This window comes from Alteromonas sp. MmMcT2-2, from assembly GCF_022348305.1.
In the GTDB taxonomy this organism is placed as follows: domain Bacteria; phylum Pseudomonadota; class Gammaproteobacteria; order Enterobacterales; family Alteromonadaceae; genus Alteromonas; species Alteromonas macleodii.
This window is the reverse complement of the sequence record NZ_JAKRFA010000032.1, coordinates 1-16,868: the sequence shown is the minus strand read 5'-3', so window position 1 is coordinate 16,868 and position 16,868 is coordinate 1. Positions and strand designations below refer to the sequence as shown.

Sequence of the window (16,868 nt, the reverse complement as noted above, 5' to 3'; positions counted from 1 at the left end):
GTTATGGCTATGTTAAGTTTCGCTGAGTGGGTATTTATCTACGCGGACTAATGGTATGAGGCCTCAAGCATTCTCCGTGCCTCAGGCCTAAGCAAAAATTCGTGTTACTTTTTCTTTTTAAGGAGTACCAATGTTCTTACTTTACGCGTGCCATAGCTGGCAAGCCTTAGAAAGTCTTCGCGGGCAACCGGAATGTGTTGATACTCGACAGGCTGCCCCTCACTCGCATCTGGATCATGCAGGTAATAGCAATGAGAATCGCAGCTAGTCACCGCAACCCAATGGGGAACCTTTTTCTTATCGAACGCGTATGTGCTGATTAAGCACAATACTGCCCCGCCAGCTTTAAGGGTTTGGTCGATAACATCGACTCGCCAGTCAGAGATTTCAACAGAAATGCCTTTTCTACGTGCCTCTGCCATAAACTGCGACTCAACATTTTCGACTATCGCTTTCTTGTTAGTATCTCTAACGCCATCAACAAAAAGCGGGACATCCTGATTGATGACCACTTTCGCTGCATAACCTTCGTTTACCGCGGCGAGCGCTAATCCCACCGGGTGGCAACCGCCATGACCTGACATCATAAATATCGTGGTAGCAGTACGCCACAACGATAGTTCTTTTTCTTGGGTCATCTCATAGCGATTGTTCAATGCACACATTGCCATCATTAATGCTGACGGACCGCAGGTAAAATCAGTCGTCTGTTGGTACCACGGATAAACCTCTGGCTTAACTGATTTACTCGGCACCAACACTTTTTGCATACGTAATGCGTCAGTGTGATCGTCGTAGTAATCGGTATACATACCAAACTGACTAAACCCTAATTTTTTATACAGAGCAATGGCGCCGGCATTACCTACTGCCACTTCTAGGCGCATAAATCGCTTTCCCCGCAAAAGCGCCCGCTCCCCCAAGCTATTTATGAGCTTTTCAGCAACGCCAAGCCCTCTCGCCTCAGGCAAGACTGCGATAGAATACAGTCTAGTGAGCTGCGTTCCACGACGCAGCAGCAACAGTCCATAGCCAACAATGCTATTTACACTCGGCTTATTTTTGTCGAGGTTAGAACTTGAAGTCGACGGCTCACGCTCGGCCACAATAAGCTCTGCGTGCTGGGCATCAATGTAAAATTTGAAACGGCTTTTACTTAGCCTGTCGGTGGTGAAACAAGTTTGCTCAATGTGCTGAAGCGAAGCAAGATCGTGTAATGTCGCAACGCGTAGCACTACACTCGACTGTGTAGAAGGCACACTGGCACCATTTGTCGATTTAGTATTAGATGCGCCCTCAGCTAGGCCATATGCACGATTTGCGCTTTCCTGTGGACTTGCATTATTCACTTCAATTACTCGCTCAGCCGATGTAATCATCGCCCTCTTTGCTCCAACCTGTCAGCAAATTCCTGCATAATTAATTCGTACAGTTCTTTGCCTAAATATTTGTCTTCAACACCCGAGTCGATACTTGGGTTATCGTTCACTTCAATAACATAAACTGCATTGCCAGTTTGCTTGATGTCTACACCATACAAGCCGTCACCCACCGCTTTAGCGGCCTTTATAGCTGCTTGTAACACCGGTTTAGGTACTTCAAATGTTGGCATTGTGGCAAATCCACCCGAAGAGAATCGGTCTCCCTGATGGTTGTATATCTGCCAATGGTTGCGCACCATAAAGTATTGGCAAGCGTAAATAGGTTTGCCACCTAATACACCAATTCGCCAGTCGAATTCAGTGAATATATATTCCTGAACCAAAACAAGCGCCGATTCAGCCAGCATTTGTTCTAAGCGCGTTTTTAACGCTTCTTTATTTTCAGCTTTATGCACGCCGCGGGAAAACGAGCTTTCTGGCAGTTTTAAAACAAGCGGCAAACCAAAGTCAGCTATGAGTTTTTCGCATACTTCATCAGTAGCGCTCGATACAAACGTCGCTTTCGGCGCTGGCACTTTCTGATAAGCAAACGCATCTTGCAAGTACACTTTGTTACAGCAGCGCAGAATTGACTGCGTATCGTCCATAACCACAATGCCTTCTCGCTCTGCGGCACGCGCTAAACGGTAAGTATGATGGTCAATCGCCGTCGTTTCACGAATGAACAATGCATCATAGTGACCCAATTCTTCTTGCGACAGGCGACTCACCACATCTGCGCGAAAGCCCACTTTTTCAGCTGCTTTAACAAAGTTTTTAATGGCGCGTTCGTCACTAGGCGGCGTGCTCTCTTCAGGGTTAACCAAAATGGCCATATCCCAACGAGTACGTTTGCTCGTTTTACCGGCTTTCCACTGTATTTTGGTATGTGCTTCTAATTGCTCAATGAAACGCGCTTGTTGCTTGGCGTTTAAGTCCTTAAACGCTTTTGCCTGTACGCTTGCAAAGCCTTCAATTTGTACTTTACCCGTGGCTTTAGGCGACACTTTCGTATCGGTAACTGTTGGGCTTAACACCAAAACAGGGTACGGGTATTTTTCAAACGCTTGGCGCGCCAAACGCTTAAAGCGCTGATCTTTCACTTCGCCGAAAAGTACTAATATAGGCTCGTCAGTAATTTCCGTATTGTCTTGAGATACCGATAAAGAGAAGACGATGCGATCGATACTTTTCTCTTCCGCCATGCGTAAATCGTTAATGGTATTTACAGAAGGCAATACAGAGTGATTACGTGCCTGAGCCAAAAGTGAACAATAGTACCCTTCGCTTAAGTAACGCGTGGTATCACAAATATTGATAACGCGTGTTTTGGGCTCGTTCAACTTTGGAAATTCAGCAAGATAATCTTGAAAAGTCAGCACGGTTAAAGCTGTGTTACAAAAAGGAGTAACATCATCAGTAACAATCAGTGTATTGTGCATGTAATTCGCTTCTAAATAGTGTGTTGTCAGTTACAATTATTGCTGTGTTTGTTCAATTTACAAACACGATTAAAGTAGCGCTGAGTTTACGCTTTACTCATCATTTGCATAGCATTATCAGCACGGCTTTTTTTCATCGTTAAGACAACAAAAACTAATGTGCATTTGAATAGATTGAAACGACTTTTGTTTATTGAGTTTGCCTATACATTGAAGTAAGCAAACAAGATACGAATGGTTTAAGGAGTACGTATGTTATTAGCCAGCTTGGCTATTTTAATCGGATTACCGGTTTTGCTTTGGAGCGCAGGGAAGTTTGTAGGTGGTGCCGCATCGGTTGCCAATCATTTCGGTGTTTCCCCCTTGCTCATCGGTATGCTCATTATTGGGTTTGGTACATCGGCCCCTGAAATCATCGTTTCAGTGTTTGCAGCTATTCAAGGCAACTCTGGCATAGCGCTGGGTAACGCCTATGGCTCTAATATCGCCAATATCTTGTTAATCCTTGGCCTTACCGCAATCATTAGTCCTATTGCGGTTAAATCAGAAATCATTAAGAAAGAGCTGCCTGTTTTACTTGGCATCACCTTCTTTGCCGCATGGCAGGTGTGGGACTTAAATATCTCGAAAGACGACGCATTCTCTTTGTTAGGACTGTTTGTGCTTCTGCTTTCTTGGAGTATTTATCACGGCATGAAAGGCGACAAAGACGCCCTCGCCGACGAATACGATGAAGAGATTAATAGCAACGAAGGTACAGTAAAAACCCATGTAATGTGGTTGATTGCGGGGCTTTTATTGCTAGTTGCAAGCTCGCGTATGCTGGTATGGGGCGCGGTAGAAGTCGCCACCTTCTTCGGTGTTAGCGATACTATTATCGGGTTGACGGTTATCGCAATTGGTACATCGTTACCAGAACTTGCATCATCGCTAATGGCGGTGAAGAAAGGCGAACACGATTTAGCCATTGGTAACGTGATCGGATCTAACATGTTCAACACCTTGGCAGTAGTGGGCATTGCAGGCACCATTCAGCCAATGGCTGTAGGTTCTGAGTTTTTATACCGCGACGTTATGGTGATGTTCGCATCAACCATTGCCCTATTCATTTTCTGTATTGGCATTAAGCGCCAAGGACGTTTAAACCGTCTGGAAGGCGGAGCATTTGTGCTGGCCTACGCGGCCTATACGTACTGGCTTATCCAAGCAGCTTTTATTTAAGTTATTGCCGCAAGCCTTGTAAATAATAACGCTTATTATGCATCGCTCACTTGATGGGAAGCTCACAGCAACCCCATCAAGTGACATAAAAACCGCTTGTCGAAAGCGCTACTCACAAAGCTTTGTCATTTTGCCCTTGAGTTATGTTTTTGTCGTGCACCGCATGTAGAGCGCTTTCTCTATTCACAGGCCCAGTGTGGTAGCCAGTGTGATTAGGCTTATCGCCGCAATAGCAAATAAAATGAATAGGTTTATGCCAAAACTATCGCTTTGACGACGGTTTCTTCTGGCACGCATAATTATGCTAACCAAACTCACTATCAAACATACCTGTAGCATGATGGTCATGGCCGATAAATGACTTTCAGACCAACTGGTATCGCCTTTTATTCCCCAGTACTGCTGCACGCCACTGATAAAGTCAGGGCGCGCATAGTGAAATAGTATGAGTACGACAACCATGCCAACCCAGCCAACGATGTTTAACCCAAGCATCACCTTATAAAAAGGCGTTTTAGAACGGGGCGTTGAACGTCGCTCTGCAAGTTGCTCGTAAGTCATAGAACTTCTCTCATTTTCGGCATCGCTAGAACGGTCAGCGTCACTTTGCGTAGCACTCGGTTCTTGTGCTTGCTGAGACACTGGCGTGTTCGAATCATTTTTATTTCCCATTTGTCACTCTGTTCTCTGGCATCCCGCTTTATGTTGGGTATACTAGCGTGCTATTGGATTGTATTTCATTGGTTATTTTTACATCACCAAGTCATGTTTCGATCTGTATTTTGCTTATACTTGGCACCAAGCGAATTGCGAAATGCCTTTTTGAAAAGCGAAAAGCTAATACAGATTCTAGTAAGTTATCGGCATGGCAATCCAAAAACATTGACTATAAAGCAAATTTTAGTGCATTTTTTCATTCACAGTTTAATGCACTGTGTTGTTGAAAATGACTCAATAGTAAGCAACAACATAAAATTAGTAAGACGGAGAAATTAACATGACGCATGCGCCCGTAGTTGACGTACTTAAAGGTAAGTACGCCGTTGGCGAATCGGTAACCGTAAAGGGTTGGGTAAGAACACGCCGCGACTCTAAAGCGGGGTTATCATTTATTGCACTACACGACGGTAGTTGCTTCGATCCTGTACAAGTTATTGCGCTAAATTCTCTGTCAAATTATGCCGATATCCAGCGCTTAACAGCAGGCTGCTCATTATCGGTTACCGGTACAGTGAAAGAGTCTCAGGGCCAAGGCCAAGCCGTTGAAATTGACGCGACTGACGTTGAAGTTTTGGGTTGGGTAGAAAACCCTGATACCTACCCAATGGCCGCTAAACGTCACAGCATTGAGTACCTTCGCGAATATGCGCACCTACGCCCTCGCACTAACGTTATCGGCGCGGTAACCCGCGTTCGCAACTGTTTGTCGCAGGCGATTCACCGCTTTTTCCATGAGAAAGGTTACTTCTGGATCTCTACGCCAATTCTAACGGCTAGCGACACAGAAGGTGCAGGTGAAATGTTCCGCGTATCAACTCTTGATATGATGAATCTTCCACGCGACGACAAAGGCAATGTTGACTATTCAGAAGATTTCTTCGGCAAGGAAACCTACCTAACGGTATCAGGTCAGCTTAACGTTGAAACATATTGCACAGCTATGTCTAAGGTGTACACCTTCGGCCCTACGTTCCGTGCAGAGAACTCAAACACGTCTCGTCACCTCGCCGAGTTTTGGATGATTGAGCCTGAAGTGGCGTTTGCTGAATTGAAAGACGTAGCACAGCTTGCTGAAGACATGCTGAAGTATGTATGTAAGGCCGTGCTTGAAGAGCTGCCTGACGACATGGCGTTCTTTGCTCAGCGTATTAAGAAAGACGCCATTGAGCGTTTAGAAAAGTTAGTAAGCTCTGACTTTGTTCGCATGGACTACACTGACGCTATCGAAATTCTGCAAAACTGCGGCAAAGAATTTGAATTCCCTGTTGAATGGGGTATCGATTTATCTTCTGAGCACGAGCGCTATCTTGCAGAAGAACACGTTGGTGCGCCAATTATCATGCAGAACTACCCGAAAGATATTAAAGCGTTCTACATGCGCATTAACGATGACGGTAAGACTGTTGCAGCAATGGATGTACTTGCGCCAGGCATCGGTGAAATCATCGGTGGTTCACAGCGTGAAGAACGCCTAGACGTTTTCGATGCACGCCTTGACGAAATGGGCCTATCGAAAGAAGACTACGCGTGGTATCGCGACCTTCGCCGCTACGGCACCGTACCTCACTCAGGTTTCGGTCTTGGTTTCGAGCGTCTTGTAGCATACGTAACCGGCATGCAAAACGTACGTGACGTGATCCCATTCCCACGTACACCGGGCAACGCTAGCTTCTAAGCAGTTGTTCGCTAGATTTAAAAGCCCGCATGTAGATTGCTACATGCGGGCTTTTTTACTTCTTGAACCGTTATAGTCAGTAGCGTGGTTAAATCCTTTTCTAACTCAGAAATATCTTCCTCCTGTTCCTTAGTAAGTTGCGCTTCACCATTTTCAAGCTCATTTTCCGTTACGTTTTCTATGCTTATTAAAGGGTTAGCACTTTCACTACTAAATTCAGAGAGTAGCCCAACTGCCTAGCTAAAACTCCTAACTGCAGCGCCACGCCCCGTGTCCATGCTAGCCTTACCAATGTGGTAGAGGTGGCAAACCGATAGTGTTTTGGATGCCAAAACCGCGCAACGCCAAACGGCTTCAATAGCAGTAAGAAAAACAGATAGAAAATAATAAGAAGCATACCACCCCAAAAGCATGCTGGTTGCTAAAAAATAACATCGCTGAGCGAAGGTAATACTTATCCAAAAACGCAAAAAACCAACACGCCTTTTCAGGAATAAACGACTTACCTGCTTCTTAATTTTTCCATATACACTACGAATTTCGTTTGCTATTTCCATCACTTAATCGTCAATTATTGTTGTTATACTGCTAAATACGACTGGCTATACTTCCCGACATGCCTGCAATAAGCTATGCTGTTGATTCTAAAAATCAACGGGTTATACCTCTAGGCTGCTATCTATCATACAACGAGCATACAAAAAGTGGCGTGCAAAAGCATATGGCTGAATCAAATACGTTATCTATAGTTTGTGAGCAATGCCATACTCAGGTACACATTCCCGCCCTAGCACACAGGCAACGGGCCGTGTGCTCAGTATGTAACCACACACTAATATCTCATCGCGATGGCGCAAGCGAAAAGTTGCTCGCTTATACTTTCAGTGCTCTGATATTTTTATTACTTTCGTTACCTTTTAACTTTCTGACATTTAAAGCTAGCGGGCAAAAGCACAGTATTGATTTGCCTACCGGTATTACCGTACTCATTGAAAACGATTATTTGTCACTAGCGATAATAACCAGCTTAGCAACATTATTGCTGCCCGGAATGGTACTCGGCGGCCTGCTATTGTTATCTTTAGCTCAAATACAAAACCGACGCCCCTTTTACTTGCCGCGGCTTTACAAACTTGTGAAAGCCCTCTTACCGTGGAGCATGGCAGAAATTTTTCTTGTTGGTACCTTGGTTAGCCTTATCAAAATTACCGAATTGGCCGACGTTTCCATAGGCCTATCATTTTATGCATTCGTTGGCTTTTCAGCGTTCACGGCTCTTTGTATATCTCAATTTGATCCCACACGCTACGCCATGTGGATGTCTCAAGGCCAACCACCACAACCTAAACCATTGTGTGAAGCGCAAGCGCAAGAGAGTATTCAGCGTACGTGGGCGTTGTTGATCACTGCTTGTATCTTATATATTCCTGCTAATGTACTACCAATTATGTATACTGAATTTTTTGGCCAAGAGACGCCCAATACGATTATTGGTGGTGTCATATCGTTGTGGGAATCGGGCTCGTATCCAGTGGCGATAATTATTTTAGTTGCCAGCGTGGTAGTGCCAGTGGCAAAAATTATCATTCTTGCTTGGCTCAATTTTTCCGTACAGCGAGAGAAAACCACTTCAAAACAATTACGTATACGTTACTACCGCATCACTGAGGCGATAGGCCGCTGGTCGATGATAGACGTTTTTGTTGTAGCAGTGCTGGTATCCCTTATTCAGATGGGGAACACCATGTCTATTTATCCGGGCCAAGCGGCACTCGCCTTTTGTGCCGTTGTATTTGTAACGATGATAGCCGCGATGACGTTTGATTCGAGGCTAATTTGGCAGCAGTGGAAGCAATTACCATGACCACAAACGATCCGAACATTAATGAAGCTAAGGTCAAACCGACCTCGTCCATTTCTCGCATTTGGATTATCCCAATTCTTGTTATCGTTATTGGTGGCTGGATGGTGTACTACCAATGGAAGAATCAGGGCCCTCTCATTACGATAGAGCTGCATTCGGCAACAGGTATTGAGGTAAACAAAACACCAATAAAAGTGCGGGACCTAGATATTGGACAGGTAAAAAAGATAACGCTAAAGCCTGACTTAAACGGCGTACTTGTCACGGCCAGAATTGATGCTAGCGCGGCCCATCTACTCAATGAAAATGCAAAGTTTTGGGTTGTCGCCCCCCGTATAAGTTTTTCAGAGGTTTCAGGGCTTAACACCCTCTTGTCTGGCAGCTATATTGCCATGTCAGCCCGTGATAAAGGCAAAGAGCAACTCCATTTTACGGCACTTGAGCGCCCACCGGTTACGCCTCCTGGCACTCCAGGGCTTCATGTTATGTTAAAAAGTGACGACGAATTTGCCTACAAACCTGGCGATCCCGTTATTTATAAAGGGTTTAAAGTTGGCGAGTTTGAAGACGCTACCTTTAATATTGAAGAACGTGTGGTGTATTACGACGCATTTATTGAAGCGCCTTACCATAAACTCATAACCAACACGACACGTTTCTGGGATGTCAGCGGTGTTAAATTGTTGCTTGAATCGAACGGTGTAAGCATTGAAACAGGCAGCTTGGAAACCTTATTAGCAAACGGTATTACCTTTGGGATCCCTGACGGCGTGCCAAAAGGTGAACAAGTGCTAGATAACGCCTTTTTCACAATTTATGGGGATAGCACATCCGCCTCAGATGCACGTTATAAAGTCGCCGCTGAATACTTGCTACTTATCGATGAAAGTGTGCGAGGTCTAACCGTTGGCGCACCGGTTGAATACCGTGGTATTGAAATTGGCAACGTAACTGCTATCAACTCCTTCCCTGCTTTAGATGGCAACATTTTGGAGCGAGATTATCCCATCCCCGTGCTTATTAATATTTACCCCGGTAAAGCAAGGCAGCCTGATACCAAAGAAGGCCTTAGTGCAATAAAGCAAACCATTCGAAACTGGCTAGAAAGAGATCTTCGCGCATCGCTACGCATGGGTAATGTATTAACAAGTGGTTTGTATGTAGATTTACAGCATGTACCTGATGCCGACAGTAACGGCGGCATTGAAGTGATTAACGGCTACGAAGTAATTCCTACTGTTAGTAACGAGTTCACGCAATTGACGCAAAAGGCCGACGCAATTTTAGACAAAATCAATCAGCTTCCGCTTAAGGAAATGGTGGAAAATGTGCAGTTAGCCGTTGAAGACATGCGTTTAGCTGCTGAGTCTGTGGAAACGGCGAGCAGCGACTTTGATGTACTTATCGCTGATATTGATGCGAAAGCATTAAATAGTAATCTTAATCAGGTTCTTGTTAGCCTTGATGGCCTGCTTAAAAATTACAGCGAGGGTGGTTTTAACCAGTCTGAGATAAAAGAGACCGTTGATGCGCTGCAAGAAACCATGCGCAACATTCAGCCTTTATTGTTAAAGCTAAACCAGTCTCCGAATAGTTTAATATTTTCAAAGGATGATGAAGCGGACATTCAACCTAAAGCGAAGAATTAGCGCAGTAGAGTCAAACAAATACGCGGTTAATTTTCGAGCAACAATGGCGTAAAAAATGAATGCTCTTTATCCTTGATAATTAGCCGATATTAAGAAAGTAATACGCTACAGTGAATGTCAATTGACAGTATTGCCATAGCGAAACATCCAAAAACAAGGATGGAAGGAATAAATAGAATGATACAGCAGTTTAAGGTTTTCCCATCTCAACCTACAGGTAAAGCACTGTTTATCGGTGTATTTGCGCTTTTCACCTGCGTATTATCGGCGTGTAGTAGCGCGCCTCGTTCGCTGACATACTACTTACTTCACACCACGGGTGACAGTGCATATACCGTAAACAAAGCATCAACGGCTGTTGTAATAGATAAGATAACCCTACCGGAATATCTCAAACACCGTGGGCTTGTGTACCAAACCAGTGACACCAACTTGCATATCTCAACCAGTCACTTATGGGCCGAACCTGTAGACGAAGGGCTTACTAAGGCGCTAACCAGCGCGTTAGCATCAAAGCAAGTGTCATTGCTTCGCCCCGATCACTACGCAAGTGAAGAAGCCATTCATATGGCGTTGCACCTCAATGATTTTGTCAGCACCTATGAAGGGGAAGTTATTCTATCTGGCCAATATGTGATTACTCACGTGGAAGGCCAAACGCAAAGCTATCCATTTTTATTCAAAACGCCCCTTGAAGATGATGGATTTTCTCCAAGTATCAAAGCAATGAGAAATACTATCCAACAACTCGCAGAAGATATTAGAAAAACTGTGACAAAATCTGTTTAATCATGTTCGGCGCTCTCAAGCAATACGTATTTAGTGGCGTAAGCCGTCACTACAAGGATGAAACCAACAGACGCATTATGGTGGTGAACCTTTTTGCGGCAGTGGGTATGTCTATCACGTTCTTGCTTGGCTCTAGGGCTTTTATTGACGGTGAATATTCTCTTTCAACTACGCTCTATACTGCCAGTGTAGTATTTGCTATTTCACAGCGCTTACAAGTTCGGTTTGCGTCAGCCAAAGCTCGTACATGGTCTATAACACTTCTCATTATCTGTTTAATGGTACTGACTCTCCTGCTGCTGATTACCGGTGGAAAAGACAATACCGGTCCCCTTTGGATTTACTTGGTGCCGCCAGTCACTATGTTTTTTGCAGGCTTTGTCAGAGGCCTCATCGCACTTATTGCCTATACGCTAGTTAGCGCCATCGTGCTGTTCGCCTTCAATGACGCTTCATTTGTAGCAAACTACACCTACGCGTTTAAAACTCGTTTACTGTATTCTTTTTTAACCGTTTCATTTCTGTCGGCGTTTTATGAGTACAGTAGACAAAAGAGTTACGACACAGCACTTTATTTAAGTGAGCAGTTTGAGCGCCAGGCCAAGCATGACCACTTAACTCAGTTATTAAACCGGCGAGGTGCGCAGCAGTGTCTAGAGCGCGAGTACGCAAGAATGCTGAGAAGCAAACGTAAATTTTCAGTCGCCATTGCAGATATTGACCGCTTTAAAAGTATTAATGACACCTTAGGCCATGAACAAGGTGACGAGGTCCTTCGTCAGATTTCAAAAGTGTTTAGTTCTCGTCTGCGAGGACAAGATATTCTCGCACGGTGGGGTGGCGAAGAATTCATGTTCATCTTTACCGATACTGATGAAGCGGGTGCTGTAAATGCCTTGGAAAATATTCGAGATATTTTGAACAACGCACCGCTTAATATTAACGGTAGCGAGATCCATGTAACGAGTAGTTTCGGGGTGAGCGAAGTGAATCCCGATATAGATATTTCCTGCGCCGTTCGTCGAGCAGACCAAGCACTTTACTATGCCAAAGATAATGGTCGAGATTTCGTGTGTGAATTTTCGTCGTTGAGCTCCCCCTCTTTTTCGGAAAACTAAACCAATTTCCCTGTTTAAATCAGTACGGATAACTGACTTTACACAAAATTGACTCATGTTTAGTTACATTTGCGCTGTATTCCTGAAACACTTTAGCGCTACACTATGTAAAGTATTCGCTATAAAAGTAGATTTAGCCATGAAATGGATGAAAGTTGCACTGCCTATTGGTGTTTTATTAGTAGGCTACTTAGGTATGAAAGGAATCGAAGCCTCTGCCTCTGATAATACTATTACAGAAGAAGTTGATACCCGCCCAACGGTGACTATTGAAGCTTTATCGCCAGAAGACGTGCGCGTTCAACTTACCTCGTATGGCGAAATAACGCCCCTTGAAACCACAAACCTTGCAGCTCAGGTATCGGGAGAAGTTGAGCGCTGGAACCCTAAGTTTGTGAGCGGCGGTCTGGTTCGACGTGGCGAAACCTTATTTGAAATAGAAGCTGACGCATATGAAGCGGCATTGTTGCTGGCTGAAGCTAACCTCGCTAGCGCGCAAGCACAGCTTATCCAAGAGCAAGCCCAAGCTGATGTCGCTGCCAAAGAAGCGAAAACGATGCCTAACGCACGGGTTACTGACCTTTACCTTCGCAAACCTCAAGTGATGAGTGCGCAAGCTGGCGTAAAATCAGCTGAAGCGCAGCTTAAAATCGCAAAGCGTGACTTAGACAACTGTAAGGTAAAAGCACCATACGATGCACTTATAGTATCGAGAGATATCAGCACTGGTGACTATGTAACTCAAGGCACGCCAGTCGCTGTCATTAACAACATCGAATACGCTGAAGTAACCTTCCCTGTAGCCGGCTTTGACCGTGTTTTTCTAGCAGACAACACCATTGGTAGTGAAATCGCCATCGAAGTAGATGATGTGCAGGGCGCTACTGTAAAAGGTACCATTCACCGTGATACGGGTGTGGTAGATAACACCACGCGTATGAGCTATTTCGTTGCCCGTATTGAAGATCCTTACGCCATCAATTCGTCGAAGCCTATCGTAAAGTTTGGTTCGTATAGCACAATCGCATTTGAAGGAAAAACCCTTAGCGACGTATACCGCGTACCTCAAGAGTTGGTAACCAATCGATTGTTGTGGACGTTAGATGACGAAGACAGATTAAAATCGCAAAAGGTTAAAGTTGTTCGCGAAGAAAATGGCGACTTCCTTATTCAAGGCGATTTCAATGCCAAAAAAGTCGTGATGAGTTTGCCCGAATATCCTCAAAACGGTATGCCTGTTAAGGTCATTGAGACCACGACCGAAATTGTGACAGCAAAAGCGAACTAAGGAGCTGTCATGGAAAACCACAACGATACACAAACCGGCATTATTTCTTGGTTCGCCAGAAACTCCGTGGCCGCCAACCTACTGATGATTTTTATCATCATCATGGGGATAGCGAGCTATTTCACTATTCAGCGTCAGATGTTTCCAAACATCGAAATAAACTACATCACCGTTGAAGCCAACTACCCTGGTGCTTCACCTCAAGAGATTGAAGAGAGTATTTTCATTAAAGTTGAGGAAGCAGTAAAAGACATTACTGAGATTAAGCGTACGGTTTCACGTGCATTTCGCGGTGGCGGTGCAGTTACACTGGAAATTGACACTAAAGCTGAATTAACAGATGTACTTGATAAGGTGAAGCTTCGCGTTGACAGTATTGCCACCTTCCCCGCTGGCATGGAGCCGGTTAATGTTTCCCAAGTAGAGTTCCAGCAGCAAGTTATTGAAATGCCTATTGTCGGTGACTTGCCTTTATCAGAACTCAAAGTGCTGGCAAAAGAGGTGGAAGATGAGCTTCTACAACTTGGCTCTATCTCTTTGGTTGAAGCCAATACGCCGGACGATGAAATTGCCATTGAAATTAAACCTGATACGCTTAGGAAGTACGGCTTAACTATTGCCGATGTCACACAGGCAATTAATAGTTACTCTGCCAACATTTCCGCAGGTCAGCTTAGAACTAACTCAGGTATCGTATCGGTACGTGTTGAAAACCAGTACTACAGCGGCGATGAGTTTAAGCAAATCCCTATTAAAATTGGCACAGGCGGCGCTAAGGTAACCTTGGGCGATGTCGCTTATATCAACGATGGATTTGTTGAAGGTGAACGCTACTTTAAATACAACGGCATGAACGCTATCTACATTGCCGTTAAAGCCACTAAAACCCAAAACACCATTCCTGTAGCCGAAACCGTAAAAGCCTATATTGATCAGAAAAACGAAAGCCTTCCTCAAGGAGTAAGCCTAGAAATTCTGGTTGATATGACCTATTACCTTAACGCTCGTTTAGACATGATGTTGTCGAACCTGGTTCAAGGCTCAATTCTAGTGGCGCTAATGTTAACCCTGTTCTTGCGCTTTAGGCTTGCCGTGTGGGTTATGGTTGGTTTACCGGTATGTTTCCTTGGTGCCATGATGCTAATGCCTTTGTTTGGTGTAAGCATAAACATCCTTTCGCTGTTCGCATTTATCATGGTACTGGGTATTGTGGTTGATGATGCGATCGTTATTGGCGAGAGTGCTTACACCGAAATTGAAAGCAAAGGTGGCGGTGTTGACAATGTAATCCGCGGTGCCAAGCGCGTAGCTACGCCCGCCACATTCGGTGTTTTAACCACTATCGCCGTGTTTGCTCCGTTTACGCTAAGCAGCGGGCCTGAAGGCGCGTTCTTCTATAATATCGCTGTTGTCGTAATCTTGTGTTTAGCATTCAGTCTAGTTGAATCTAAGCTCATTCTGCCGGCCCACTTAGCCCACACTAAATTTTCCCCAGTTAAACAAAATAGCTGGCGGTCGCGTTTTAACAAGCGATTCTTTGCTTTTGTTAACGGTCCTTACAAGCGTTCTCTAGCGAAAGCGATTGAATGGCGCTGGGCTGTACTCATGATGTTCGTCGCAATGCTAATGCTAAGTATGGGGCTTATTGGTGCTAATTACGTAAGAATGGTCCCCAATCCGAAAGTACCTCATGACTTCCCAAGCGTTAAAATAGAGATGAATGAAAACGTCTCAGATTTAGCAACCATTAACGCGTTAAAAATTGTTGAGCAAACAATCTTAGACGTTGAAGAACAAATCATCGATGAGTTTGGTCAAGGCATGATAAGAGACCGCCTGGCGTTTAACGATGACAGAACTGAAGGCCGTATTTTAACGCCGTTAGTTAATGAAGAAGACCGCCCTATTGACACGTTTGAGCTTGCTCGTCGCTGGCGCGAAGCCATTCCTGAAATTACCGGCATGAAATCATTTACCGTAGTTGATGACGTAAACGGTGATGGTGATGACGGCGAATTTGGTTATTTACTCTTTGGCCCTGATATCGACACCCTAAACGCAGCAGGTCTTAAGTTTATTGAAATGCTGCAGCAGCAAGAGGGCTTGTTTGACGTTAGCTCAACTATCGACCCTCCAAGCAAAGAAGTACAAATGACATTGCTTCCAGTTGCGTACGACTTGGGTCTTACTTTATCTAATATCGCTTCTCAAGTAGGTGCAGGCTTCTACGGCGGCGAGGCACAACGTGTTATTCGAAACGGTGAAGAAGTGAAAGTAATGGTGCGCTACCCAGAACTTACCCGCGAACGCTTCGCCGACTTGAAGTACTCTTTGATCACCACGCCTAATGGTCAGGAAGTTATGCTGGGTGACGTTGTGGCCTTAGAGGAGAAACCAGGTATAAGCTACATTCGCCGTGAAGGTGGATACCGTAGCGTTTACATTTGGGGCAATATCGATGAAGAAAAGATTGAGCCAAACGAAGTGGTCACTGAAATTAGAGAGAAGCTACTTCCTCAATTAAAAGAGTCGTTCCCGTCGGTTATGACTGAACTTGGTGGTGACATTGAGGAGCAGCAAGCGCAACAGAATGAGCAGATATTGTTTTTCTTAGCTGCCATGATCATGGTGTATATCCTTCTTGCTGTACCACTTAAAAGCTATGGGCAACCACTTATTATCATGTCGGTTATCCCGTTTAGTTTTACAGGCGCAGTCTTCGGCCACTTTGTGCTGGGCTTAGACTTATCTATGATGTCTAACTTTGGCCTAATCGCTGCTGCGGGGGTTGTTATCAATGACTCACTAGTCATGACTGACTTTGTGAACCAGCGCCGTGCACAAGGCTACAGCATTAAAGAAGCGGTGACCGAAGCTGGTACCGCGCGCTTCCGAGCGATTACGTTAACCTCAATCACTACGTTTGTGGGCGTACTGCCCATTATGTTTGAAACAAGCCTACAGGCAGCGTTTGTTGTACCAATGGCTGCAGCACTCGGCTTTGCAGTACTTTACGCTACGCTTGTAACGCTTATATTGGTGCCGTGCTTGTACTTAATATTGCTTGATTTACGTGGTCCGTTTACGTTTATTAAGCGCAAGATTGTACGCAAAAAGCCTACTAAGGATAACGACGGCAATAGTACTTCACACACACATGTACCTCAGCCAAGTGCATCGATGGACTAGCTTTTATCGCTGAGAAAAGCTACAAACACCTAACTGTTTTAAAATGAGCCTTTATTGGCTCATTTTTTTTGATTATTTATGATGGGAGTCACCATGAGCAACGCCATTTCAATAAGACCCGCCACGCCTGAGGATATTTCACAAATTCGCCAGTTCATTCTGGAACTTGCTATTTATGAAAAAGCAGAGCATGAAGTAGAAGCAGATGAAGAAGCGCTATTAAAAACATTATTCGGAGAAGGCGCAACCGCGCATTGTGTAATGTGTGAAAGCGATGACGCACCTATTGGTTTCGCTGTGTATTTCTTTAATTACTCAACGTGGCAAGGACGCAATGGTCTCTACCTTGAAGATTTGTATGTTTCACCAAAATCACGTGGCCTGGGTGCAGGGTGCATATTCCGGCCGGATCTGAACAGCGATTCCGGAAATACTTGAACACTCATTCTGGAATTATTTGAACACTGATTCCGGATTTATTTAGTACAGTTT

At 44.6% G+C, this 16,868-nt stretch carries 11 protein-coding genes and 1 pseudogene; 9 read left to right on the top strand and 3 right to left on the bottom strand.

Annotated elements, in window-relative coordinates:
* Nucleotides 1–104: 104 nt before the first annotated feature.
* On the bottom strand, nt 105–1,379 hold the full coding sequence (locus MHM99_RS16060) for a GNAT family N-acetyltransferase/peptidase C39 family protein (protein WP_239220147.1): 1,275 nt from the start codon (nt 1,377–1,379) through the stop codon (nt 105–107).
* Nucleotides 1,376–2,863 (bottom strand): RimK-like ATPgrasp N-terminal domain-containing protein, encoded by a 1,488-nt coding sequence (locus MHM99_RS16055; protein WP_014976055.1) that lies wholly within the window; start codon nt 2,861–2,863, stop codon nt 1,376–1,378. Before MHM99_RS16055 ends, MHM99_RS16060 begins: the two co-directional genes overlap by 4 nt.
* A 252-nt stretch (nt 2,864–3,115) precedes the next feature.
* Between MHM99_RS16055 and MHM99_RS16050 the strand changes: the two genes are divergently transcribed.
* Entirely contained in the window at nt 3,116–4,084 is a 969-nt protein-coding gene (locus MHM99_RS16050; RefSeq protein ID WP_014948899.1) for a calcium/sodium antiporter, read from the top strand.
* 183 nt (nt 4,085–4,267) lie between these two features.
* Here the strand turns inward: MHM99_RS16050 and MHM99_RS16045 are convergent, their stop codons facing one another.
* The gene (locus MHM99_RS16045) at nt 4,268–4,756 is read right to left on the bottom strand and encodes a hypothetical protein (protein WP_014976053.1); all 489 of its coding nucleotides are present in this window, start codon (nt 4,754–4,756) and stop codon (nt 4,268–4,270) included.
* Between the two features lie 325 nt (nt 4,757–5,081).
* On the opposite strand from MHM99_RS16045, the gene asnS reads away from it, so the two are divergent.
* From asnS to MHM99_RS16005, 8 genes and pseudogenes are all read left to right on the top strand, one after another.
* A complete protein-coding gene (asnS, locus tag MHM99_RS16040; protein ID WP_014948897.1) occupies nt 5,082–6,479 on the top strand; it encodes an asparagine--tRNA ligase in 1,398 nt (465 codons plus the stop codon).
* A gap of 721 nt (nt 6,480–7,200) precedes the next feature.
* Nucleotides 7,201–8,343: a paraquat-inducible protein A gene (locus tag MHM99_RS16035; RefSeq protein ID WP_145912130.1), complete on the top strand. Its 1,143-nt coding sequence runs from the start codon at nt 7,201–7,203 to the stop codon at nt 8,341–8,343.
* Nucleotides 8,340–9,992, top strand: a complete 1,653-nt coding sequence (pqiB, locus tag MHM99_RS16030) for an intermembrane transport protein PqiB (RefSeq protein ID WP_049585894.1) — start codon at nt 8,340–8,342, stop codon at nt 9,990–9,992. Before MHM99_RS16035 ends, pqiB begins: the two co-directional genes overlap by 4 nt.
* Before the next feature lie 177 nt (nt 9,993–10,169).
* Nucleotides 10,170–10,781, top strand: a complete 612-nt coding sequence (locus MHM99_RS16025) for an ABC-type transport auxiliary lipoprotein family protein (protein ID WP_069943996.1) — start codon at nt 10,170–10,172, stop codon at nt 10,779–10,781.
* A gap of 2 nt (nt 10,782–10,783) precedes the next feature.
* Nucleotides 10,784–11,899, top strand: coding sequence for a GGDEF domain-containing protein (locus MHM99_RS16020; protein ID WP_069943995.1), 1,116 nt, complete (start codon nt 10,784–10,786; stop codon nt 11,897–11,899).
* A gap of 139 nt (nt 11,900–12,038) precedes the next feature.
* A complete protein-coding gene (locus MHM99_RS16015) occupies nt 12,039–13,187 on the top strand; it encodes an efflux RND transporter periplasmic adaptor subunit (protein WP_014948891.1) in 1,149 nt (382 codons plus the stop codon).
* 9 nt (nt 13,188–13,196) lie between these two features.
* Nucleotides 13,197–16,376 (top strand): efflux RND transporter permease subunit, encoded by a 3,180-nt coding sequence (locus tag MHM99_RS16010; protein ID WP_156086138.1) that lies wholly within the window; start codon nt 13,197–13,199, stop codon nt 16,374–16,376.
* 93 nt (nt 16,377–16,469) lie between these two features.
* Nucleotides 16,470–16,769: pseudogene (locus MHM99_RS16005) on the top strand (GNAT family N-acetyltransferase); the annotation flags it as partial.
* Between the last annotated feature and the right edge of the window lie 99 nt (nt 16,770–16,868).